The sequence below is a fragment of the Nodosilinea sp. E11 genome (assembly GCF_032813545.1).
Classification (GTDB): Bacteria; Cyanobacteriota; Cyanobacteriia; order Phormidesmidales; family Phormidesmidaceae; genus Nodosilinea.
The window spans coordinates 914,919-936,332 of sequence record NZ_CP136520.1; the positions used below are offsets into that span (position 1 = coordinate 914,919).

The following is a 21,414-nucleotide window of genomic DNA, read 5'->3' on the forward strand; positions in this document are numbered from 1 at the left end:
GGCGATCCTGAGCTGAAAGGCCTTAGCTTAGCAGTGGCGTAGATACGGGTCCAGCATGCGCGTAGAGCAGCTCCAGGCATTTTTATCGGTGGCAGAAACCGGCAGTTTTCAGGCGGCGGCTCAGCAATGCCAGGTAACTCAATCTACCGTTAGCCGACAGGTTCAAGCCCTAGAGGCCGAACTAGATGCCCCTTTGTTTCATCGCGGAGCCCAGGCCAAGCTCACCGTCGCCGGAGAGCGGCTGCTGCCTAAAGCCCGGCGAATTTGCCAAGACTGGATGCAGGTATCTAGAGAAATTGCCGACCTAATGGCGGGCAAACAGCCTGAGCTATGCGTGGCGGCGATTCAGTCGGTCTGCGCTACGGTGCTGCCACCGGTGCTCCAGCGGTTTTGTGCCGAGTATCCCCAGGTGCAGCTGCGGGTGACGGCCCTGGGCAGCGATCGCTCCCTCAAAGTGCTGCGCGACGGCCTGGTCGACCTGGCGATTGTGATGGATAACCCACGCCTCACCACCCAACCCGAAATGGTGGTCACCCCGCTGTTCGAAGAACCTGTGGAAGTGTTGATGGCCGCCGATCACGACCTGGCCTGCCAGCCTGCGATCGCCTGGGAATCGCTGTCTCGATTTCCGCAGATCATCTTCAAAGACGGCTACGGCATGCAGCGGCTGGTGCAGCAGCAGTTTCAGGACCGGGGGGCAACCTTCACCCCGGCAATGGAGTTAAATACTCTAGATGCCTTTCGAGGCGTCGTGCGCCAGGGTAACTTTTTGGCCCTGCTGCCCCGCTCGGCCCTAGCAGACTCCTACACTGACCCCAGCCTGGCGGTGCGCCCCACCGAAGCGCCAGTGCTGACTCGGTCGGTGGTGCTGGTGACCACCCGCGATCGCCTCGTCATCCCACCCATTCAGCGATTTCACGATCTGGTGCAGAGCCTGGCAACGCCGGTCCGTTCTAGACCGGCGGCGGTATCTTACAGTTAGGTAATCATCCGTCATCCCTCCCCGCCCCCAGGGGCAATCGCCTCTATGAGTAACGAATTTCGGGATTTGCTCAAACTAGTTGGCAGCGGTAGCCATACCTCCAGGGCGCTAACCCGCGCCGAGGCCGCCGCCGCTACCGCCATGATGCTGACCCAGACCGCAACCCCGGCTCAGATCGGCGCGTTTATGATTGCCCATCGCATCAAACGCCCTACCGCTGAGGAGCTAGCGGGGATTCTCGATGCCTACGCAGATCTGGGGCCAACCCTGCCTGCGATCGCCGATGGTCGCCGCGCCCTGGTGCTCAGCTGCCCCTACGATGGGCGATCGCGCACTGCCCCGGTTACCCCCATCACGGCTTTAGTGCTGGCGGCGGCGGGGGTGCCGGTAGTGCTGCACGGCGGCGATCGCATGCCGACTAAAGAAGGTATTCCGCTGATTGAGCTGTGGAGCCAGTTGGGGGTTAACCTGCGCCCCCATAGCCTAGAGCAAGCCCATACCCTGCTCAACCGCACCGGTATTGGCTTTGTCTACCTGCCCCAGCACTTTCCTACAGCCCACGGGTTAGTGCCCTACCGTGAGCAAATCGGCAAACGACCTCCCCTCGCCACGGTAGAACTGCTGTGGTCGCCCTACGCTGGCCCACACACGTTGGTGATGGGGTTTGTGCACCCCCCCACCGAAGAGTTTGCCCAGGGCAGCTTTGCCCTGCGGAGCCAAACCGATTGGATCACCGTCAAGGGGCTAGAGGGCAGCTGCGATCTGGCGCGGGGCCGCACGGCGATCGTCGGCGTCAACCACTTGGGGCAGTCTGAACGGCTGCTGCTGCACCCCCGCGACTACGGCTTTGAGGGCGACGATGTGGAACTGGGCGATGAGACAACCCTGGGCGATCGCCTGCTGGATGCCCTCTCGGGCCACACCTCAGAACTGGCCAAAACCGCCCTGTGGAATGCTGGATTTTACCTGTGGCAGGCAGGGGTTGCTAGTTCCCTCGACGCTGGTTTGGCCGCAGCGCAAACCTCGATCTCAAGCGGCCAAGCCTTGGCCAAGCTGACAGACCTGCGCCAACGGGCCGCTGAGCTTAGTCAAACCCTGACCTACAGCCACAGCTAGCCCGCTAGTCAGAGTATCCCCAGCTCAATTCCTGAGTGAGCCCCGGTAAGTAAGCAAAAGTTTAGAGAGCAGGAACAAACCGGTTATATAGGGCAAAAACCTTTGTTTTGCTCGAAATTTCTTCGTTTATACCAGAATCTTAAAACTCAGGCAGAAATTGTATAAAGTGCCAAAAGCGACGTAACTTCAGGGCTTTTAGCGCGTCATGGATGTTTAGCAATAAAGACTATTGTGATTGCGATCGATGACACGGGCAAATTGTAGGGGCACCTAGTGTTAGCAACACTACGAGCTTGCCTCTACCTCATCACCTTTACACGCCCATCAAACCTACGAGGAATGAACGAGAATGACTCACCCTAATTGGGTTAAACTAGCGCGTCTAGGATCACTTGCGGCTGTTTTAGCCACCTTTACTTTGGGCAGTGCAGCCGCGATCGCCCAGACCGCCGGCCCCATCCAAAATTTTGACTGGCTCAAAGATGAAGCCCTGCTAGACCAGGCCCTCGATGCAGCTCACACCAAAGACGACGATGATGACGATGATGACGACGACATAGAATCGGGCGAAGTTATCTACCAACGCCGCACTACGACCACCACCACGACCGTCAACCAGGTCAGCTTTAGCGATATTTCCACCAATTATTGGGCCAGCGACTTTGTCTATCGCCTGTCTGCGATTAGAGTAGTCAGTGGTTTTCCCGGCGGCAACTTCTTACCGAACAACAACCTCACCAAAGCCCAATACGCCGCCATGATTGCCCAGGCGTTTGATCGGCCTGCCACTCGTCAAGTCGTTACCCTGCGCAATGTCTCCCGCAGTTACTGGGCCTACAGTGCGATTCAAAAAGCCTACAGCATGGGCTTTCTAGATATATCCAACGGGGCTTTTGACACCAACGGCACTATGACCCGGCTAGATATGCTGGTGATGCTCGCTAGAGGGTTAAATATTACCGAAGTTACCTCGGGGCAGTCGGTAGACAGCCTATTGAGCATCTTTAGCGACGCCAATCAAATCCCCAGCCAGTATCGCGTCATCATCGCAGCCTTGGTAGAGCGAGGTATTTTAGTCAACTATCCCAACCTCACCGAGCTAAATCTCTTTAGGGTGGTTTCGCGTTCTGAAGCCTGTGGTTTTGTCTACCAGGCAATGGCCTATATGGGCAAAGTTGAAGCAATTCAGTCGGCTTACATCGTCAACAGCACCAACTTTTCTAGCCTGAGCGAAACCATCACCACCACTCAAACCACTACTGAGTCCACCACCACCGAAACCGGCGTGGTCAATGTGGTTGATGACGATGACGATGACGATGATGACGACAGACGCAACCGACGCAACTGTAACCAGGGTATCGGCAACGGCCCCGAAGGCTGCGACCCCGGCAACTCGCGCCCCCACGGTGGCAGCAATGATGAGGGTGGTCGAACCCCCGGCAACCGCTAAGCCACAGACTCTATCGGTTTAAGCAAAAAAACGCCCCTGAGGGGCGTTTTTTTGCCATATCAAGCCCGTACTGCCGACATCTGACGGGCAACCCAATCAGGAACCAGAAGCTGGCGTGTCGAGGCCGAAGGCCTGGGCGGGCGGCAATTGCAGCAGACTGAGCAAGCCATCGAGCATGTACTGCACCGCCAGGGCCGCCAGCAGTACCCCCAGCACCCGCGTCACCACGTTGATGCCAATTTGGCCCAGCACCTTAGCCAGGGGCCGCGACAGCAGCAAAAATAGGTAGCACAGCACCAAAACCGCCGCCGCCGCCGCCAGCACCACGCTCAGCCCCAGGTAATAGTTGCTTGACTCCCGCGACAGCACCAAAATGCTGGCCAGGCTACCCGGCCCGGCAATTAGCGGTATCGCCAGCGGAAACACGCTCACATCCTGTTTGGTCTCGGCTTCCTCGACTTCGGCCTCGGTTTCGCGCTCCTGCTGTACAAAAATCATGTCTAGGGCAATTTTGAACAGCAAGAACCCTGCCGCAATCTGAAAGGCTTGCAGGCTAATGCCCAGGTTGTGCAGCACGTAGGCCCCCGTCAGCCCAAACACCAGCAAAATAACCGCCGACACCACTACGGCCCGTGTGGCAATTTGGCTTTGCTCGGCCTCGGTGCGATCGCTCACTAAGGCCAGATACAAAGGCGCTAACCCCACTGGGTCAATTACGACAAACAGGGTGAGAAAGGCTTTGGCAAATAGCGGCAAAACAATCGGCATAGGGTCGCCCGAGAGACTGCCTCAAATCTAGCGCCCTTTAGGATTTACGGTTCAGGTTTCGGGGGTTATGGTTATAGGCTTAAGAGCGCAACCCCTACACCGAATCTCCCCGATCGCATCTAAATTCTCGGCTTCGCCCACCTAACTATTTATCGCCCAGGTGCGGCCTGCCCTGTGTTACACCGAAGGTGTAAATCACCCACCAAGCAGGATTTTCAGCCGTTGCAGTCAAAACCCAAGGCCTTCTCTAGGGGGTTGAGCAGCTACCACATCAAGCTTTTAGCGGCGATCACCATGCTGATCGATCATATCGGTGTGGTGTTTTTCCCCGATGTAGACTGGCTACGGATGGTTGGTCGGATTAGCTTTCCGCTGTTTGTTTGGCTATTGGTGCAGGGAGAAGCCCATACCCGAGATATTGGGCGCTATGGCCTCAGGCTGGCGGTGCTGGGGCTGGTGTCTCAGCCTATTTATCAACTGACCTTTAGGGCGACTGAGTTAAACATTTTGTTTGAGCTGCTGGTGGGGCTGGTGTGTCTGCGGTTAGTCCGCCATTTTCCTCAGCTCCAGCTTGCTATTTGGTTGGGTGGGGCAGGGCTGAGTGAGCTATTGCCCATGGGCTACGGTAGTTATGGCATTGCATTAGTGGCGCTGACTGCTTACTTTCGTCCCCAGGCGCTCTGGTGGCTGGCTTGGGTTGGGTTTCATCTACTCTGGGCCTGGCTAGCGGGGCCATTTCAACTGCTGGCGATCGCAGTCCCTTTGATCTTTTTGCTGGCCAACGGCGATCGCGGCCCCAAGGCACGATGGTTTTATGCATTTTACCCCGGTCATTTGGCTCTGCTATGGCTCATTCGGCAAGGGCTAGCAGGTTAACAATTGATCATTTTGCTGCAATCCCATTGCCCCACGACTGAGACTAAACAATACCCCTCTAAGGCAACAGTGCCATAATGTTCACAGGTATAGCGGGTCACGATCATGGAAGCCGTCAAGGTTATGGGCACCATTGATGAGCGGGGTCAACTCACGCTCGATCAGCCTTTAGAACTGGTTGAAAATAGTCGGGTTGAGGTCATCATCCTGGTGCAGGATAGTTTACTTATCTCTTCTGAGGAAGATACACCTAAAGAAGAAGTTTTGGCAGATTTGCGCCAAGCTTGGCGGGAGGCAATGACTGGGCAAGCTATCCCCGTGGCTCAATTGTGGGAAGATTTTGACAATGAGTGACGCTTTTTCTATGCGTGTTGAAGCGGCACCGACTTTTCGACGCAATCTTCGCAAGCTGAATAAAAAATATCGATCAATTCAGGCTGATGTGCAGCCTGTTATCGAGAAACTTGAGCAGGGAGGGTGTCCAGGCGATCGCATTCCAGGCTTAGGGTATGAGGTTTTCAAGCTGAGAGTGCGTAATCGTGACATACAAAAGGGCAAGAGCGGTGGCTATCGATTGATCTACTACTTAAAAACAGCCAACAGCATTCTTTTGCTGACTATTTACAGCAAATCTGAGCAAGACGACATTACAACTGAAGACATTAGGCAGATTATCCAGGAAGACTTGTAAGTCTTCAAGTCTTATACATGTCGCAGCGATTCTAGAAGTGATAATAGTTACATCCCTAAAGGAAAAGGTTCCACTCAAAGATCTCGTTTGATCGCAGAGTAGAGGCGGCAGTTTTGGGTATAGCAACAACGTCAATGGATGTAGTCTTGTACCATGCGATCGTAGCTAGTAACAGTGCCGATACTGCCTTACCTAAGGTTGTAGACGGGAGAGTTTCAATTGAGCAAGATGCGGCTACATCGTTGAGGCTCGCCAGGACTATGTAAATCATCTTTATTAAATCTTGTTATTCAGAAAAATAGCTGACCACTTAGAGGCCAAGTGGCATCCTTAATTACTGATATCAGCTAGCCTTGAGGAAAGAGATCTGACGAGGCAACCTGATGGGGTTTAGATTTAGAAAGAAAATTAAGCTACTGCCAGGATTATCTCTAAATCTGTCAAAATCGGGAATTTCAACCAGCCTTAAAGCAGGAGCAGTAAGCTGGAACTCGAGAACTCAAAAAACATCAGTGAATTTGCCAGGGCCATTTTCTTATCACACCAATCCTGGATTACTTAAAAAGTCAGACTTGGTAGAACTAGCAAAGCATCACAATCTTAAAGGCTACTCAAAACTGAATAAGCAAGAACTCATAGAACTTTTACGTCAAAACGGAATATCCATGTAACTTTATCAACAGAAATATCTATGGATATCAAAACTTCGGCCAGTATACCTTTAATTTTTAGCAATCCAATTCTTAGTACAGCAGCTAACACAGTAGGCATTGCTAAAACTGGAACAGCTATTGGTAGCCTACACGGCATTTGCCAATACAATGCTACTACTGCATGGGTTGGTTTTGGCAGCATGCAGGTAGGTTCTATAGCGGCTCCTAGACGGGCGAGGTACGATCAAAGTAGAGGAAATGCAGAACGGCGCTACACTATCGCATTTCTGGCAGGAGGGCGTGATGAAAGCCTACTCACTTGATTTTCGAGAAAAGATAATTGATGCTCACTTTATGGAGGGGGTCTCGGTTCGTAAGGTGGCTAAGCGGTTTGGGGTGGCGACGAGTTTTGTCGAAACGCTTTTGAAGCGTCTTCGGGAAACGGGCGATATCCTACCTAAGCCCCATGGGGGTGGCCCTCAACCTAAACTCAACGGGGAACAACTCCAGCTGGTGAGAGCCTTAGTTGAGGCGGATAATGATGCGACCTTGGAAGAACTCTGCGACCAACTCGCTGCCGAAACGTCGATAACGATTAGTCGCTCGACCATGGGTCGGATGGTGCAAAAGCTTGAGCTCACCCGTAAAAAAAAGCGCTGCACGCCACCGAGGCGGAGAGTCCACGGGTGCGACAAGCCCGGGTTGACTATTGGCAGTCCATTCGAGAGGTAGCCCCGGAAGACTTGGTGTTTATGGATGAGGCGGGGGTTAACTTAGCCATGGTTCGATTGTACGCCCGTGCTCCAAAAGGCCAACGTGCAATCGGGGACCGTCCGGCCACACGAGGGCAGAACGTGTCGCTGGTCAATGCGCTGAGTTTGCGCGGTCCGATTGCTCCGTTGACAATTCTCGGTGCGATGGATGGTTTGACCTTTGAAGCCTACATCATCCGTCGAGTTGCGCCCAATCTGTGGCCTGGGGCAGTGCTTGTCGTTGATAATAGTCGTGCGCATAAAGCCACGGAAGAGGTCAATGCTGCGCTTGAAGCGGTGGGTGCACGACTGATGTTTTTGCCACCCTATTCACCAGACTTTTCACCTATTGAACCGTTCTGGTCGAAGGTCAAGAATAGCTTGAGTTCAATTGCTGCACGGACTTATCAAGCCTTAAACGAAGCGATTGAGTTTGCCTACGCTCAAGTTACCTTGGAAGACATTCGTAACTGGTTCACAAATGACTGCTACTGTACCTCATCCGAATGAGAACCGCTATATTATGATGGGGGCTTTGCCTCTCATTGGCGTTGCTTTATTTCTCAATGGTCTCGCTGGCCCTGATCATGGTTCGCCTATCCTTGATCCCTATGAAGAGGCCTGGAGAGATTACGAGGTTAAGTGGGAACTGGAAGAATTAAAGAAAACTGTAAAAGTCGACCCACTCTATAAAGCTAGAATTAAATATCAAGCGGCTTCACTTGCCCAATATGAGTGCCAGTTTAGATGCTTAGAAATTGAGCATGAACTTTATCAACTAAAACAAGACATGGGCCTTGTCTGACAAGGTGTAGATTGAGTAGCGCAGGCGCAGGCGCAGAATTGACAAAGTTTGCTTTTATGTTAGGTTTCACTTCGTCATACCTAACATAAATTAGCTAGAACGAAATGTGTCTTGAAAATAATTCAAATATTAAGTAGAAATATTAAATTTAACGCTGCTATAGCGTGTTTTGACTGTGCGTTACATACCTTACAGATAGCGTCCTGAGTTTCTTTAGACGGAAATATATCTGGGTTGTCGTAGAGCCTATAGGCGATCGCTTGAAACAGCTAGTAATCTTCCAAAACTCATAAGCCTTCTTAAAGCCTTGAACGGTGGCAAATATAGCCATGGTGTGACTATACTCATCCCGTGGAAGTACCCCTTTTGTAATAGGAGTATATTTATTCCATGGGTGAGCCCACTTCAAAATAATAGCCCTGGAATGGGGACAGCCTTGCAACCACCCATAAAAACTAAAAGCCCAGTCCTTCGGCCTCGAAAACTTCAGGACTGGGCGACTCACTATGGAGCTAAAACCCATGATGACAGAGACAAGACACCGCGATCGCCTGATCACCCCAGATCTGGCTGCATTTCTGCCCGACCCTGCCCCGCAGCAACCCCTGATCGACCTGCGCGATCGCCCCTCGCCCGATATTTTGCGGCTACTTGCGATCGGCTCTCCCCCAATCGTCAATGGCTGCGTCATCACCCTATATCGCCTCGGCTACGCCCGCCCCGAAGAATGGTCACGGCCATTGCCCACCGTCAACCCCAACGAAGTCATGCGAATACTAACCAAACGCATGATCCTATCTGAGCAAGAGTGAGGATAACTGATACCAAATCTGATTTGGTAAAACCCGGTTCATAATCCAGGAACCCCGTAGGGGCGTAGCATGCTACGCCCCTACAAATCGGGGGTATTCGTTCAGGATTCAGTATGAGGTTTAGCCTGTAAACGCAAAAAGATCCCTGGGTTCTTCAAGAACCCAGGGATCTGGTTTCACAGAGTAACCTTTCCTACCGCTCGGTGAGCTTAGTCAGCAGCGTGTTCGATCGCTCCACGTAGGCCTTCATGCCATTGGCATCAAAGCCCTTTTGAGCCATCAGCGCCGTGTCATAGACCTGGTTGCAGATCATCGTCGCCATATCGCCCGCCGGAGAGCTGCCGCCGTCGGCCCCAATGATCGTGCTCTGGCTCAGGCCCAGTAGGTTTTGAATCAGCGGGTGAGCCGTGTTCACCATCAGCACGTGGTCATCGGGGAACTGCATCTCCTGCTGCTGAATCATCGCCATGGTTTCCTGCATACGGCGAGCTTCTTCGGGCAGCAGCACCATGGCCGGGGGCGCACCTTCGCCCTTCAGCGCCTGGGGTTTGACATTGACGCGGGGGCGGTTGATCGCCTGCTCAAACATCTCCTTGATCTGGTCGTCGCGGGTTTTGTTGGTGGCGGGGTCAACGATTTCGCTCTGCTGGTCTTTGTCGAGCAGCGTGTCATCGAGGTCAGAATCCACCCGAACAAACTTAACGTCGGAATATTCCCGCTCCAGGGTCGGAATGAAATGAGTGTCAATGAACGAATCCATCGACAGCACTTCGAGACCCTGGCTCTTAAACAGCTCGATATAGGTAGCCTGGGAGACTTCGTCGGTGGCGTAGAAGACGCGGTTTTCGTGCTTGTCTTTGTTGCGCTCCAGGTATTCGCTCAAGGTGGTGTAGAAGTTGCCCTTGGCGTCGGTAGCGGGCTTGGCGGCCTCAGAAACTTCGGCCCAGGCGTCACCCTCGTCGGTTTGCACTTCTACTTTGGGGGCTTCCTCCGCCTCGCCCAGCTTAGCGGTGGTGCGGAAGATCAAGATGTCTTTGACCTGCTCCTTGAACTTGTCATCATTGAGGGAACCAAACTTGACGAAGTTGCCCAGATCTTGCCAACTGGCGATGTACTTGGCGGGGTCGTCGCGGTAGAGGGCTTTGAGGCTATCGCCGACTTTTTTGGCGATGTAGTCGGCGATGCGGCGCACGGTGCGATCGCCCTGCAAGAAGCTCCGGCTGACGTTGAGCGGAATGTCGGTGCTGTCAATCACGCCGCGCAGGGGCAGCAGAAAGCGGGGCACGACTTCTTCGCAGTTGTCGGTGACGAACACCTGGTTGCAGTAGAGCTTAATGCTGCTCTTAGTGATGTCGATATCGGGCTTGAGCTTAGGAAAGTAGAGAATGCCGTTGACCACAAAGGGGTAGTCGGTGTTGAGGTGAATCCACAGCAGTGGGTCTTCCTGGAAGGGGTACAGGTAGCGGTAGAACTCCAGGTAGTCTTCGTCGGTGAGGCTGCTGGGCGACTGCTTCCAGGGGGCTTCGTGCTTGTTGGCCACTTCGCCGTCGATTTTGATCGGCACCGGCATAAAGTCGCAGTAGGTTTTAATCAACTGCCGAATCCGAGCCGGTTCCAGGTATTCTTCTTCGCCCTCCATCAGGGTCAGGGTGATGGTGGTGCCCACGGTGCTACGCTCCGAGGCGCTGAGTTCAAACTGGGTCGAGCCGTCGCAGCTCCAGTGCACCGCTTCGGCCCCCTCTTTGTAGGAGAGGGTGTCGATCTCGACGGTGGAAGCCACCATAAACGAGGAGTAAAAGCCCAGGCCAAAGTGGCCGATAATTGGGTCGGCGGCGGCGCTGTCTTTGTACTTGGTGATAAACTCTTCGGCGCTGGAGAAGGCCACCTGGTTGATGTACTGCTTCACCTCGTCGGCGGTCATGCCGATGCCGGTGTCGGAAATGCTGAGGGTTTTCTTGTCTTTGTCAAATTTGATTTCGATTTCGGGGCTGCCGATATCGCCGGAGTATTCGCCGGAGCGGGCCACCATGGAGAGCTTTTTAATAGCGTCAACGGCGTTGGAGACCAGCTCCCGCAAGAAAATTTCATGCTCAGAGTAGAGCGCTTTTTTGATAATCGGAAAAATATTCTCGGTATGGATCGAGATATTGCCCTGTTCCAGAATCGTCGTCATGGCGGTTCGGTAGTGATTCAGATAGTGGTTCGTTAAGGCAATTTTTGACCCAGATAGCGAAATTCACAAGCGGCGATTTCTCCCAAGGGAGGTTCGGTTGACCCTACCGTTGGCCCCAGGGCCGACTGGCAGAGGGTGTCTGAAGTAACAGTACGGTAATAAAAAACTTGTTATCTGTACCTGGGAAAGATTAGATATTTATGCGCTGCCTGCTGCGATCGCCCACCGGTCACCAGCATTGATGGCCCAATCCCCCCGTTCTCTACCGAAAACAGTCTATGAACCCTACCAAGCGAATGCCGCCTGCTATCCCGCTGCTGGCAGCCAGAGGCATGACCCTATGGCGATCGCTCAATCAGCGTCGCCTAGGGATGATCTTGGAGCTGGGGTTGCTGGCCCTCTTTGCCCTGGCTCCCCCGGCCTGGGCTCAGGAAGGGGGCACCGGGGTAGACGCCATTTTTGAGCCCATCGTCAACGTGATGGCGCTGCTGCTGTTTTTTCCCATTGGGGGCGAGAACGGCTTCCCGTTTATTGTGCTGTGGCTGTTTGTGGCAGCGGTGTTTTTTACCTTTCGCATGGGGTTCATCAACCTGCGGGGCTTTAAGCACGCCATCGATGTCGTGCAAGGCAAGTACGACGACCCCCACGACGCTGGGGAGGTGTCGCACTTTCAGGCGCTGGCTACGGCGGTGTCGGGTACCGTGGGGCTGGGCAATATTGCCGGGGTGGCGATCGCCATTCAGCTGGGCGGCCCTGGGGCGATGGTGTGGCTTACCCTGGCGGGCTTCCTCGGCATGGTGACCAAGTTTGTCGAGTGCTCTTTGGCGGTGAAGTATCGCCGCATCGACCCCGACGGCACGGTGCTGGGCGGCCCCATGTACTACTTGACGCGGGGGCTGACCCCCAAGGGCATGCAGCCTCTGGGCCAGGGTTTGGCGGTGCTGTTCTGCATTCTCTGTCTGGGCGGCAGCCTCGGCGGGGCGAATATGTTCCAGTCAAATCAGGCCTACGCGGCCATCTCTAGCCTGGTGCCGGGGCTGCCCGCCTGGCTGTTTGGCCTGATTCTCGCGTCGCTGGCGGGGTTTGTAATCATCGGCGGCATTCGCCGCATTGGGGCGGTGGCCGAGAAACTGGTGCCCGCTATGGCAATCATCTACGCCCTGGCCTGTCTGTTTGTGATCGGGGTGAATATTGGCCAGGTGCCCGCCGCCATTGGCACCATCTTTAGCCAGGCCTTTGCCCCCACCGCCGCAGTGGGGGGCATTGTCGGGGTGATGGTGCAGGGCATTCGCCGCAGCTCGTTCTCTAATGAAGCGGGGGTGGGGTCGGCCCCGATCGCCCACGCCGCCGCCCGCACCGATGAGCACATCCGCGAGGGCATTGTCGCGCTGCTAGAGCCCTTCATCGACACCATTGTGATCTGCAATATGACAGCGATCGCGATCGTGCTCACTGGCGTCTACCAAGATACCGGGACCGAACTCAGCGGCGTCGCCATGACCGCCAGCGCCTTCGAGTCGGTGATTGGCTGGTTCCCCATCGTGCTCAGCGTTGCGGTGTGCCTGTTCGCCTTCTCTACGATCATCTCCTGGAGCTACTACGGCATTCAGGCCTGGGCCTATCTGTTTGGCGAGCGCACCACCATCGTGTTCAAAATCATCTACGTGGTCTGCACCTTTTTGGGCACCCTCACCAGCCTGGGGCTAATCATCGACTTCAGCGACCTGATGCTGCTGGGCATGGCCTTCCCCAACCTGATCGGCTGCTACATTCTCTCCAACGAAGTGGCCAAAGACCTCAAAGACTACTGGCAGCGGCTGAGCAGTGGCGAAATGCAGGCCTATGCCCAGGTGCCGGTGAGTGTTTCTGACGAACCCTAACCTGCATGATTCATAACGCTCAGGCAATGCCAGTCATTCCCGCCTTCGCGGAAATCCACCCTGGAGTAACGTATCCACAATTGCTTCCCACTGCCGTGGGAATGACAGATTGTACTGAATCCGACCTGGCTAGCCCAGTTGGGCTGGGCAAACACCGTTTGCCCCTACACAACCCGCCTGTCTGGAATCAGGGTTATGCGATGCGAATTCGGTATTAGAACTACTTAAGCGAACCTGATCTAAGCCACGCTGGCCACCATCCCCTGGGAGGTCGCGCACAGCCTCACCAATTCACCGCTCATCAATGAATGAGCCAGCCTTGCCTGAGCTGCCTGCCTGCTCCCGGTCGATGAGGAATTGACGCCGCAAGCTCGGCGGGGTGGCTTGGTAGTCGCCATATAGTCGGCAAAACTGCCACAATGCCATCACCCTAGACCAAGGACGATGGGGGGCGATCAGGGGGTCTAGCGCCCCTGAGGTCTGAGCGATAGAGAGCCAAAGCATAGCTGCCTCCTAACCGGCAATTGTTGTTTTCTAAGTTGTGCTTATCTTAGAAAACCCAACCTCAAGCTACAAAAGGCAGGCTCGATACCATCTATGCAAAAAAGCGATAGCTCTAGCGTCTAGGCAGTCGGTTTGGATGGGTAAAGCCATCGCTTTTTTGGGTATTGGCTTCAGGTTCACAGCCTAGCGACGCAGCACTAAAACCGGGCAGGGCGCAAATCGAACTACCCGTTCTGCCACAGAACCCAGCAAAAATCTCGACAGGCCCGTGCGCCCGTGGGACGAAATCACAATCAAATTGATGGCATGGCTACCGGCATAGTCAATAATTTCAGAGCTAGGATTGCCCATCAGCACCGAAAATTTGATGTGCTGATAAGCGTCACCGGCAAATTTTTCGTGAAACAGGGTTTGAATATGGTCGATGCGCGATCGCTCATCGATCGTTTGCCAGACCATACCCGGTTGGGTGGGCTCTAAGGGCGACAAAACATGAATGACGTGTATTTTAGTGGTGTCGCCAAAAAATGTCAGGGCTTGGTCTAACGCTCGGTTAGCCTCCTCAGAGAAATCAATCGGTACTAGAACGTTATCGCTGGCAAATAAAGTCATCGGATAAGCCTCTTAAAGCCACAGAAAACAGGCCATCTAGGGTTTTAACCTCCTTGGGCTCGACTCGGCGATCGCGGCCCAACCCCGTTCCAAGGCGATAGACAATCACCCATGGCCCTAGTCTAAAGCGAACCGCAGCCTGAGCCTGTGTCATCTGTTTCGATTTGCCTACCAATTGCTCTAGATTTGTGGCGGGGCGATCAGACCGATTTGGCTACCACAGACAAATTTTAGTGACGGCAATGTTGCCCCCAAAGCAGACCGCTACATCAGAATCGGGGTCGTGGCGGCGGCGGCTGTAGTCGCCTGTGTAGTAAAACTGGCCTTGGTCAACCTTAAAATCTGTGGGCAACGGCTGGGTGCAGGTAGCGCAAAACACCAGCTCCGGGTCGCGATCGCCGGGCTGTAAATGGGGCAGGTTCACATTCCAAAAGCAACCAGGGGGTAGGGGTTCGCCCATTAGCCTAGCGATCACCTGGGTAGCCAGACGGCTGGCCCAGGCCCAGTCGATTGGGCGGCGATTTTGAATGTAGTGAGACAGCGCAATGCCCGGTATGCGCAGCATTGCCGCCTCCCGTACGGCAGCCACGGTGCCCGACAGGTGAATATCGGCTCCCAAATTGCCACCAGCGTTGATGCCCGAGAGCACCCAGGTGGCCTCGGGGCACAGGTGGCCGAGGGCAACGCGGGTGCAGTCGGCAGGGGTGCCGCCGATCGCAAAGGCGCGATCGCCCTGAGGGGTAATGGCAATCGGTCCACCCCGATTCATCTGGTGACTACAGCCTGACAGGTGGCGATCGGGGGCCACCACCCAGGGTGAATGCTCGGCCAATGCCTCACTTAGTGCTCGAATACCAGGGGCGTCAATGCCATCGTCATTGGTCAGCACCAGAGTCATTGGAGGGTTGGCAGCCATTAACTATGTTCCCTATGGGGCAAACTGGACCGGCATCGCAGCGGGCTCAGCCGGTATCGATTGTATCGGTGACTGAGCCGGCTCAACCAGGGTAGTCGGTAGGGGGGTAACCACGCCAGGGGGGGCATCGTTGTAGCGTCGGAGTTCTTCCGGCGGAGTACTCAACCCTGCGGGAGAACCGTCGTTGCCTTGGAAGTTGGTCTCTGGTGCCAGGTCACTAATGAGACTGGGATCGAGAATAGCCTCCTCCCCACCAAAGGCCGGTTGCTGATTCAGCGCCTGCAATAGGTCATCGCGCAGGGCCGCCAGGGGCTCGTTGACGGCGGGACGGTAGTTGGGGTTGGCCAGCTGTAGGCCCGCCATCAAATCGCTAGTCTGGTAAAACTCCAGCAGGTCAAATTCAACCACTTGCAGGTTGCTAGGGTTGACAAAGGCCATCTGCCCCGCGTAAAGAGTAAACTCCTGACCGGTGGCAGCGGTTGTTATAGACACCGGGCCAGTCTCTGAGTTAGCCAAAGCCATTACCAGAGTCAACTGTCGGGAGGGCACATAGCGCACCACCACCCCAGAGCTGTTTAGCCCCACGGTGGCATTAGGCGTTTGCACCGTGGTACGGCCCTGGCCAGGGGGCACAAACAGAGCAGCTGTGCCCTGGTTGAGCAACAACTGGCGAGCATTGGGCCAAAACCGTAGGTTGGCCTGCTCACCCACCCGGAGCAGGGAACCGTCATTAAACAGTATCTCAGCTCTCGATTGAGCCCGAGTGCTCAAGGTGTCGCCAGGACAGAAACAGTCGGCTACTAGGGCCGGGCGCAATGCCCCCGCGACATTCACCAGATTGACCTGGTTGGTGCTGGCTCTGACATTAGCCCGGGTTAGAGGCACCCCTGCATCTGCCGGAGTCGCGATCGCGATTCCGCTGAGCACCGCCAGTAGCACCGCCGAGAAGCCATGGGTACGAAAAAACATAGTTCAGTAAGTGGTGACCACGAATGACAACAGGGACAAAGGCCTCGGTGTAGATGCGGCTAGCGTTCCCAGCATTGGGTGCAATTGCAAGATGTGCCCTTTAAGCTAATCTAGCTGTGGCTTTTCACCACCAGGGGCAACACCCAACGCTTTGGTCAAAGCGTTACGTCCTGGTAATCACGTCCGTTTGGGGAACATAGCTCCATGGTAGGGGGCAAGCCAGTTGGGTGCCGTTACTAATTCGTGAATCTTCTACCCCTGGGGGCTTAAATATTTAATGAACTTGAGTTTAACTTTCAGGAATCACTGGCAAAACCAGTGATTCTGCTGGTGACAGTAGAATAGTGTTTCATCCAGGCAGGCTCCCTTGTTTAAGCGGCAACACCACCTCCCATTGGCTCTAGTAGGCCTTAGTTGGCTTGGCTGCCCCCTTCACAGCCAGGCTAATCCAGCGCCATCTCCCCCAACAGAGACTACCGTTAGGGCTGAGTTGAGCGATGCTGTCCAAGGATTAGCGTTCCAGTCGGCTCTACCCTTCCAGAGCCCTGCTCTGTCCGCCATCGACCTGGGTTCCCAGCCTGTCGCCAGCATTCTAGACAGCCCTGACCTCAGCCTTCAGTTTTCCGCCTTAGCGCCTGCCGCTGATCTATCCTTGGCATCGGGTACCTACCTGACTACAGCAGCGTCATTAGCCGTGTCGCCAAGGGCGGCGCAGGTAAGTCTACCCGCCCAAGGCGAGATTACCCCCAGCGTTCCCTTGGCCCAGAGCAACAACGACGATGGATTGGCCGATGATCCTGAATTGGGCAGTATTCAGATACGCAGTTTGGCAGAAGACAACGACCTGGGTATTTTACGGATTCGCGAGCAGCCTGAAATTCCAGCGCAGATGGCTCAGCCTCGGCCCCAAATCGGCTTTTTGACGGCGCGCCTGGCGATCGCTAACAGCGACAATATTTTGTTAGCTGTCAATGACGTCGGCGGCCTGACTGGCGATACCTTTTTGCGTCCCTCCCTGGCCTTTTCCCTATACCCCTACCTAGGCCCGCAGACCGTATTTATCGGCACTGCCGACCTGGGGCTACAGCGCTACGGTAGTCAGTCGAGTCTCAACTATGACGACCTGCGGTTTCGGGTAGGGTTACGTCAGGGGCTCACACCCCGCAGCTATGGCCAGCTAGTTTTGACCTACCAAGAGTTGTTTCGGCCCGGCGGCGATCGCGGTCGATTCTTTAAAAATACGTCCCTTGGCCTCACCCTGGGTCGCCGTGATGCCTTTACCCCCAAGCTAGCCCTCGACTCTTACTACCTGATTCAGTTCAACGGTGCCCAGTCACGCACCGAAACCTTCAACGGGCCTATATCCACCGACTTTAGCCGTCTAATGCAGTCAGCGGGCGGATACCTCAGCTACGACATTACGCCCCAACTACAGACGGGCATTAGCTACCAACTCAACTTGATCGATTACACAGCCCAAGACCGCTACGACGCCTTTCAACAGGTGCTGGGCCAGGTGGTCTATCGGCTTAGCCCAGCAGTTCGGCTCAGCCTCTACGGCGGCGTCAGTTTTGGCCGCTCGTCTGAACCGCGCGTGCGGTTTAATGACACCTTTTTTGGCGCTGCGATCGATGCCACGATACCCTTGTTTTAGAGATAGCTGGGTCAGGGGCAATGGTTCATGGGCATTTGCCAATCAAGGCTGGTTTGCTGGGGTTGAGCTTACTGCTAGCCACGGCCTGTAGCGCACCGCCCGTCTCGCTGAGACCGATCGCCGCCCGCAGCTATGTGGGCGACCCCAAGGTTCTGGTAGTGTCCACAGAACCAGCCTTTCCACCCTTTGTGTATCTCACGGAGGCCGGAGACTTGGTCGGCTTTGATGTGGATTTAATTACCGAAGTAGCACGGCGGCTGGGCCTAGAGGTTTATTTTGCCTACATTCCGTTTGATGGACTGATGGCCACCCTAGAGGCTGAAACCGCCGATGCCTCAGTCGATGCTATGACTATCACCGCCCGGCGCGATGAATCGATCGATTTTTCGCGTCCCTATTTTAAATCTGGTCTGGCGATCGCCGTACACCGCGATGCCGTAGGCATTCAAACCCTCGCCGATTTAGCGGGCAAAAAAATTGCCGTCAAACTGGGCACCACCGGAGCCGAACTGGCGGCTTCGGTGCCCAATACCCAGCTTGTCACCTTTGATTCGGCAGAAAAAGCCCTGCTAGACCTAGCCAAGGGCAATGTGGATGCGGTGATTAAAGACAAGCCCACCACCCTGGGCATGCTGACCTTGGCCAAGATTCAACATGTGCGCTTGCTCGATCAGCTGCTCACGGAAGAATACTACGGCATTGCCCTGCCCCCCGGCTCGCCCAACCGGCCCCTAATCGACGCCACCTTAGAGGACATGCTGGCCGACGGCACGATCGCCGAGCTACACCGCAAGTGGTTTGGCTACGACCCCGAGCCTGTGCCGCTAAAGGCTATTGACCCAATTCCTGTCCCGTAGCCCGTAGCCCACCCACCCGATAGGGGTGAGTTGACAATACCCTAATCGTCAATTTCGGCTAGTTCAATCACCTGGTTGTCGTAGTCTTTGACCAAAAAATTGAGCGGCTTTTCGCGGCGAATTTTGTGTTGTACGCCCTCCAACTGCACCCGCATGAGAATGTACTCCAGGCAGCTGTGGTCAAAGCAGACATGGCGCTGCTGGTTGCGATCGCCTAAACTGGCCCCACCGACCACATGCAGCTGAGTATTTTTACGCAACTGATACCACAATCCCTCGGGGCTAGCCATGGTGCCCTGGTTCGCAAAACTGGTAGCCCCACCCAAATACATTGGATCCAGCCCAGCGGTGCCGAGGGTTTGCTCGTAGTTGTAATAATAGTGCAGCGGCACCTCCGCCGCCGGCAGCGTCAGCATGCCCTCGTAGAAGCGACGGGCCACCTCCAGATCAGACACCATGACGGTGTAGACCTTAGGCGCGCTTTTGAGAAACATCCACATTGCCCCGGCGTAGGCCACCAGCAGCATCACCATAATCCCCTGGGTTGACATAATGCTGTCGAGGGGTAGCCCTAATAGGGCTATTGGGGCAGGGTAGATCAGCGATTGGTCAAATAACATAGGCCCCCACAGAAATAATAAAGACGGCTATAGGCGGTTATATAAGCGGGCAGAGAAACCAGCGGAGAAAACAGACCTTACCCCTGATAACTTGCCCCTGACAAAACGTTGCTTTTTCCAGTGTATCAACTCTGCAATGAACTCCCGATGAACGGGTTAACCCAAATCTGTCCCTAGCCTCAGCCAAACTGGGCTCTCTCAGCCCCAGGGCTTGCCCTACGGCAAAGACAAGATCCTTGAAGTTCCCAAAAAATAAGTCGCTAAACCCGTCACGGTAGGTATATTAAAGGCTGATTTACCCGAAGACTAGGCCGATAGTGGTCTTGGCCCCACGGGCGGCAGAGTTGCCCCAGCCGGGCCAGCTTTAGTCGATGTTCTCCACGGCTTAACCCATGTCTAGCACAGCGCATATCCCCAACTTTCCTGAGTGTGACCACCGACTGATGCAGTCGCTCCACCCTTTGAGCGATCGCGAGCTGGTGCAGCTCTTTCAGCGTCACGGTGATGCAGGGCGATACTTTACCGCCATTTTCTGCCGCTACAGCCCCATGGTCTATAGCCTGATTCGCCACTCGGCGCGATCGCCCGTGCAGGCCGAATACCTGTTTGCCCTCACCTGGCGACACATTCTTCACGAACTGGGCGGCGTTGAGTGCCCGGCGGCGGTAGCGGGCGAAGAACCCGGCACGTTTACGCTACAAAATTGGCTCATCAATATCACTGCCCTGTGTATTAACCAAGCGGTGGTGCCCGAGGTGGAAGCCATCCACTACTCTTTGGCCCAGGCGACACCTCCCTTCTGGTGCTACGTCGAGCAGGCCCTCGATCGCTTGCCCGCCGTTGAGCGTTTAGTAGCGGTCATGGCACTCACCTTCCGCTGGAGCGAAAACCGGATTGCCGCCTACCTCCAAGCCGAAGGTGAAACCCTGTCAGCAGCCGATGTGCGCCACAAGCTAGCTCTAGCCTTCCAACATCTAGAATCAGCCTTGCCCGAAGATATTCGCGAAATTTACCTAGGGGGCGGCTCGTTGCGACCTGAACCGCTGTCCGATGATTTAGATGGTCTGCTCAACGTGCCCGACTTGGAGGAGCCTAGCTTGACGACCGCTCGCCTAGTGGGTGCCACGGGCGATCTGAACGGCGAATGGGCCAACTAAGCAAGCTACCCCCCAGCGGGGGGGCACACACCTGGGGAAGGGGAATGGCAATGACGCGTATGGGTAATTGGGGTTTAGCAACGCTGGCCTTACTGTTGTTGGCGGGGGCGATCGCCCCGGTTCAAGCCATTAACTTAGAAGAACAACTCGATATTCGCCCCAACAACGCCACCCGAGGAGAGTCACGGAATGTGGCCGATGGGTGGATGCAGTTGGGAAATCAGCAGCTGAGCACCGGTGACCTCACCCAAGCCGTAGACTCCTGGGCCGAGGCCGCCGAGATCTACCGCCTACTGGGCGATACCCAAGCGGCGGGGCGGGCCTACGGCTCGATGGGAGCCGCCTTTGCCACCCTAGGGCGCTACCCCGAAGCCGAACGAGCCCTAGTGCTGCGAATTGGTACCGCTAGCGATGACAATGACCTGCTGGGCCAAGTCTACGGTCTCAACAACCTCGGCAGTATCTATGTCATTCAGGGGCGTTTACTGGAGGGCCAGGCCCACTTTGAGCAAGCCCTGCAACTCGCTCGCACCACCGGCGACTCCCGCGCCATTGGTCTGTCGCTCAGCAACCTGGGTCAAGTGGCAACTCAGCGAGGCGACCTAGACGTGGCGGTGCGCCTGCTAGAGGCTGCCGCTAATTACCGAATTTTGGCCAGTGACTACCTCGGCGAAGCCCATTCCTCTAACAGTTTGGGAGATGTGTATGTGGCGTTGGGCCGAGAGTCTAACGCTATTGGGGCCTATCGCGTGGGGCTGAGAGCCGGGGTCGAGGCGGGCGATGGCCCATTGCAAATTCGCGCCCTAGATGGCCTGCTGGGCATCTACCTAGACCGCGGTGATTTAGCCCGGGTGCGAGAATACCTCGACCAGCGTGCCGCCCTCACCCTAGGGAGCACCCCAGCCGACCGGCAAACAGCGCTGACCTACCGCTGGCTAGGCGACTACTACCGACAAACTGGCGATATCGACCTAGCCAATCGGGCCTTTAGCCAAGGGTTGGCGATCGCCCGCAAGCTTCAGCAAAAAACTCTGGAAGCCGAATTTGTGAACCGGCTGCTGGCCATTCGATAGCACCTAGGGCTGCACGACAAGCGCCTGCTGGTGACGAGCCTCAACCGGTTGCGCTTGTCCCAGTCGCGCCTAGTAATAGTTACCGAGACGG

Annotated in this window: 23 protein-coding genes; 15 read left to right on the top strand and 8 right to left on the bottom strand. The window is 55.3% G+C overall.

Annotated elements, in window-relative coordinates; genetic code table 11:
- Window positions 1-55 precede the first annotated feature (55 nt).
- From RRF56_RS06435 to RRF56_RS06445, 3 genes are all read left to right on the top strand, one after another.
- Window positions 56-982 carry a LysR family transcriptional regulator gene (locus RRF56_RS06435; RefSeq protein WP_317036812.1) on the top strand — a complete coding sequence of 309 codons (927 nt, stop codon included), beginning with the start codon at window positions 56-58 and terminating at the stop codon, window positions 980-982.
- A 45-nt stretch (window positions 983-1,027) separates the two neighbouring features.
- Window positions 1,028-2,098, top strand: a complete 1,071-nt coding sequence (locus RRF56_RS06440; RefSeq protein ID WP_317036813.1) for an anthranilate phosphoribosyltransferase family protein — start codon at window positions 1,028-1,030, stop codon at window positions 2,096-2,098.
- Between the two features lie 349 nt (window positions 2,099-2,447).
- Window positions 2,448-3,551 carry an S-layer homology domain-containing protein gene (locus RRF56_RS06445; protein WP_317036814.1) on the top strand — a complete coding sequence of 368 codons (1,104 nt, stop codon included), beginning with the start codon at window positions 2,448-2,450 and terminating at the stop codon, window positions 3,549-3,551.
- 96 nt (window positions 3,552-3,647) lie between these two features.
- On the opposite strand, the gene RRF56_RS06450 is transcribed toward RRF56_RS06445, so the two are convergent.
- Window positions 3,648-4,319, bottom strand: a complete 672-nt coding sequence (locus RRF56_RS06450; RefSeq protein WP_317036815.1) for a MarC family protein — start codon at window positions 4,317-4,319, stop codon at window positions 3,648-3,650.
- Between the two features lie 255 nt (window positions 4,320-4,574).
- Here RRF56_RS06450 and RRF56_RS06455 point away from each other — a divergent pair, with 255 nt between their 5' ends.
- The 7 genes from RRF56_RS06455 (at window position 4,575) to RRF56_RS06485 (ending at window position 8,908) form a co-directional block, all read left to right on the top strand.
- Window positions 4,575-5,195, top strand: coding sequence for a TraX family protein (locus tag RRF56_RS06455; protein WP_317038341.1), 621 nt, complete (start codon window positions 4,575-4,577; stop codon window positions 5,193-5,195).
- 105 nt (window positions 5,196-5,300) lie between these two features.
- Window positions 5,301-5,549: a hypothetical protein gene (locus tag RRF56_RS06460; protein ID WP_317036816.1), complete on the top strand. Its 249-nt coding sequence runs from the start codon at window positions 5,301-5,303 to the stop codon at window positions 5,547-5,549.
- Window positions 5,542-5,886 carry a type II toxin-antitoxin system RelE/ParE family toxin gene (locus RRF56_RS06465; protein WP_317036817.1) on the top strand — a complete coding sequence of 115 codons (345 nt, stop codon included), beginning with the start codon at window positions 5,542-5,544 and terminating at the stop codon, window positions 5,884-5,886. The genes RRF56_RS06460 and RRF56_RS06465 overlap by 8 nt, the downstream gene beginning before the upstream one ends.
- A 383-nt stretch (window positions 5,887-6,269) precedes the next feature.
- A complete protein-coding gene (locus RRF56_RS06470) occupies window positions 6,270-6,557 on the top strand; it encodes a DUF4236 domain-containing protein (protein WP_317036818.1) in 288 nt (95 codons plus the stop codon).
- A gap of 285 nt (window positions 6,558-6,842) precedes the next feature.
- A protein-coding gene (locus RRF56_RS06475; protein ID WP_317033418.1) for an IS630 family transposase occupies window positions 6,843-7,801 on the top strand; the annotation gives its coding sequence in 2 pieces (ribosomal slippage) (window positions 6,843-7,194 and window positions 7,194-7,801; 960 coding nt in all).
- Entirely contained in the window at window positions 7,773-8,096 is a 324-nt protein-coding gene (locus RRF56_RS06480; protein ID WP_317036819.1) for a hypothetical protein, read from the top strand. Before RRF56_RS06475 ends, RRF56_RS06480 begins: the two co-directional genes overlap by 29 nt.
- A 521-nt stretch (window positions 8,097-8,617) precedes the next feature.
- A complete protein-coding gene (locus tag RRF56_RS06485) occupies window positions 8,618-8,908 on the top strand; it encodes a hypothetical protein (RefSeq protein WP_317036820.1) in 291 nt (96 codons plus the stop codon).
- Window positions 8,909-9,101: 193 nt separating this feature from the next.
- On the opposite strand, the gene htpG is transcribed toward RRF56_RS06485, so the two are convergent.
- Window positions 9,102-11,081, bottom strand: coding sequence for a molecular chaperone HtpG (htpG, locus tag RRF56_RS06490; RefSeq protein WP_317036821.1), 1,980 nt, complete (start codon window positions 11,079-11,081; stop codon window positions 9,102-9,104).
- 371 nt (window positions 11,082-11,452) lie between these two features.
- On the opposite strand from htpG, the gene RRF56_RS06495 reads away from it, so the two are divergent.
- Window positions 11,453-12,961: an alanine/glycine:cation symporter family protein gene (locus RRF56_RS06495; protein WP_410510575.1), complete on the top strand. Its 1,509-nt coding sequence runs from the start codon at window positions 11,453-11,455 to the stop codon at window positions 12,959-12,961.
- Between the two features lie 291 nt (window positions 12,962-13,252).
- Here the strand turns inward: RRF56_RS06495 and RRF56_RS06500 are convergent, their stop codons facing one another.
- From RRF56_RS06500 to RRF56_RS06520, 5 genes are all read right to left on the bottom strand, one after another.
- Window positions 13,253-13,465 (bottom strand): hypothetical protein, encoded by a 213-nt coding sequence (locus RRF56_RS06500; RefSeq protein WP_317036823.1) that lies wholly within the window; start codon window positions 13,463-13,465, stop codon window positions 13,253-13,255.
- A gap of 183 nt (window positions 13,466-13,648) precedes the next feature.
- Window positions 13,649-14,077, bottom strand: coding sequence for a universal stress protein (locus tag RRF56_RS06505; protein WP_317036824.1), 429 nt, complete (start codon window positions 14,075-14,077; stop codon window positions 13,649-13,651).
- Window positions 14,055-14,231, bottom strand: coding sequence for a hypothetical protein (locus RRF56_RS06510; protein ID WP_317036825.1), 177 nt, complete (start codon window positions 14,229-14,231; stop codon window positions 14,055-14,057). Before RRF56_RS06510 ends, RRF56_RS06505 begins: the two co-directional genes overlap by 23 nt.
- 60 nt (window positions 14,232-14,291) lie before the next feature.
- Entirely contained in the window at window positions 14,292-14,975 is a 684-nt protein-coding gene (gene surE / locus RRF56_RS06515) for a 5'/3'-nucleotidase SurE (RefSeq protein WP_410510576.1), read from the bottom strand.
- A 30-nt stretch (window positions 14,976-15,005) separates the two neighbouring features.
- Entirely contained in the window at window positions 15,006-15,962 is a 957-nt protein-coding gene (locus RRF56_RS06520; protein ID WP_317036827.1) for a FecR family protein, read from the bottom strand.
- A 490-nt stretch (window positions 15,963-16,452) separates the two neighbouring features.
- Here RRF56_RS06520 and RRF56_RS06525 point away from each other — a divergent pair, with 490 nt between their 5' ends.
- Both RRF56_RS06525 and RRF56_RS06530 read left to right on the top strand, forming a co-directional pair.
- Window positions 16,453-17,616, top strand: a complete 1,164-nt coding sequence (locus tag RRF56_RS06525; protein WP_317036828.1) for a hypothetical protein — start codon at window positions 16,453-16,455, stop codon at window positions 17,614-17,616.
- 20 nt (window positions 17,617-17,636) lie between these two features.
- A complete protein-coding gene (locus RRF56_RS06530) occupies window positions 17,637-18,473 on the top strand; it encodes a basic amino acid ABC transporter substrate-binding protein (RefSeq protein ID WP_317036829.1) in 837 nt (278 codons plus the stop codon).
- 41 nt (window positions 18,474-18,514) lie between these two features.
- Here the strand turns inward: RRF56_RS06530 and RRF56_RS06535 are convergent, their stop codons facing one another.
- The gene (locus tag RRF56_RS06535) at window positions 18,515-19,093 is read right to left on the bottom strand and encodes a glyoxalase-like domain protein (RefSeq protein ID WP_317036830.1); all 579 of its coding nucleotides are present in this window, start codon (window positions 19,091-19,093) and stop codon (window positions 18,515-18,517) included.
- A gap of 392 nt (window positions 19,094-19,485) precedes the next feature.
- Between RRF56_RS06535 and RRF56_RS06540 the strand changes: the two genes are divergently transcribed.
- Entirely contained in the window at window positions 19,486-20,250 is a 765-nt protein-coding gene (locus RRF56_RS06540; RefSeq protein WP_317036831.1) for a sigma-70 family RNA polymerase sigma factor, read from the top strand.
- A 44-nt stretch (window positions 20,251-20,294) separates the two neighbouring features.
- Window positions 20,295-21,323, top strand: coding sequence for a tetratricopeptide repeat protein (locus RRF56_RS06545; protein ID WP_317036832.1), 1,029 nt, complete (start codon window positions 20,295-20,297; stop codon window positions 21,321-21,323).
- Window positions 21,324-21,414 lie beyond the last annotated feature (91 nt).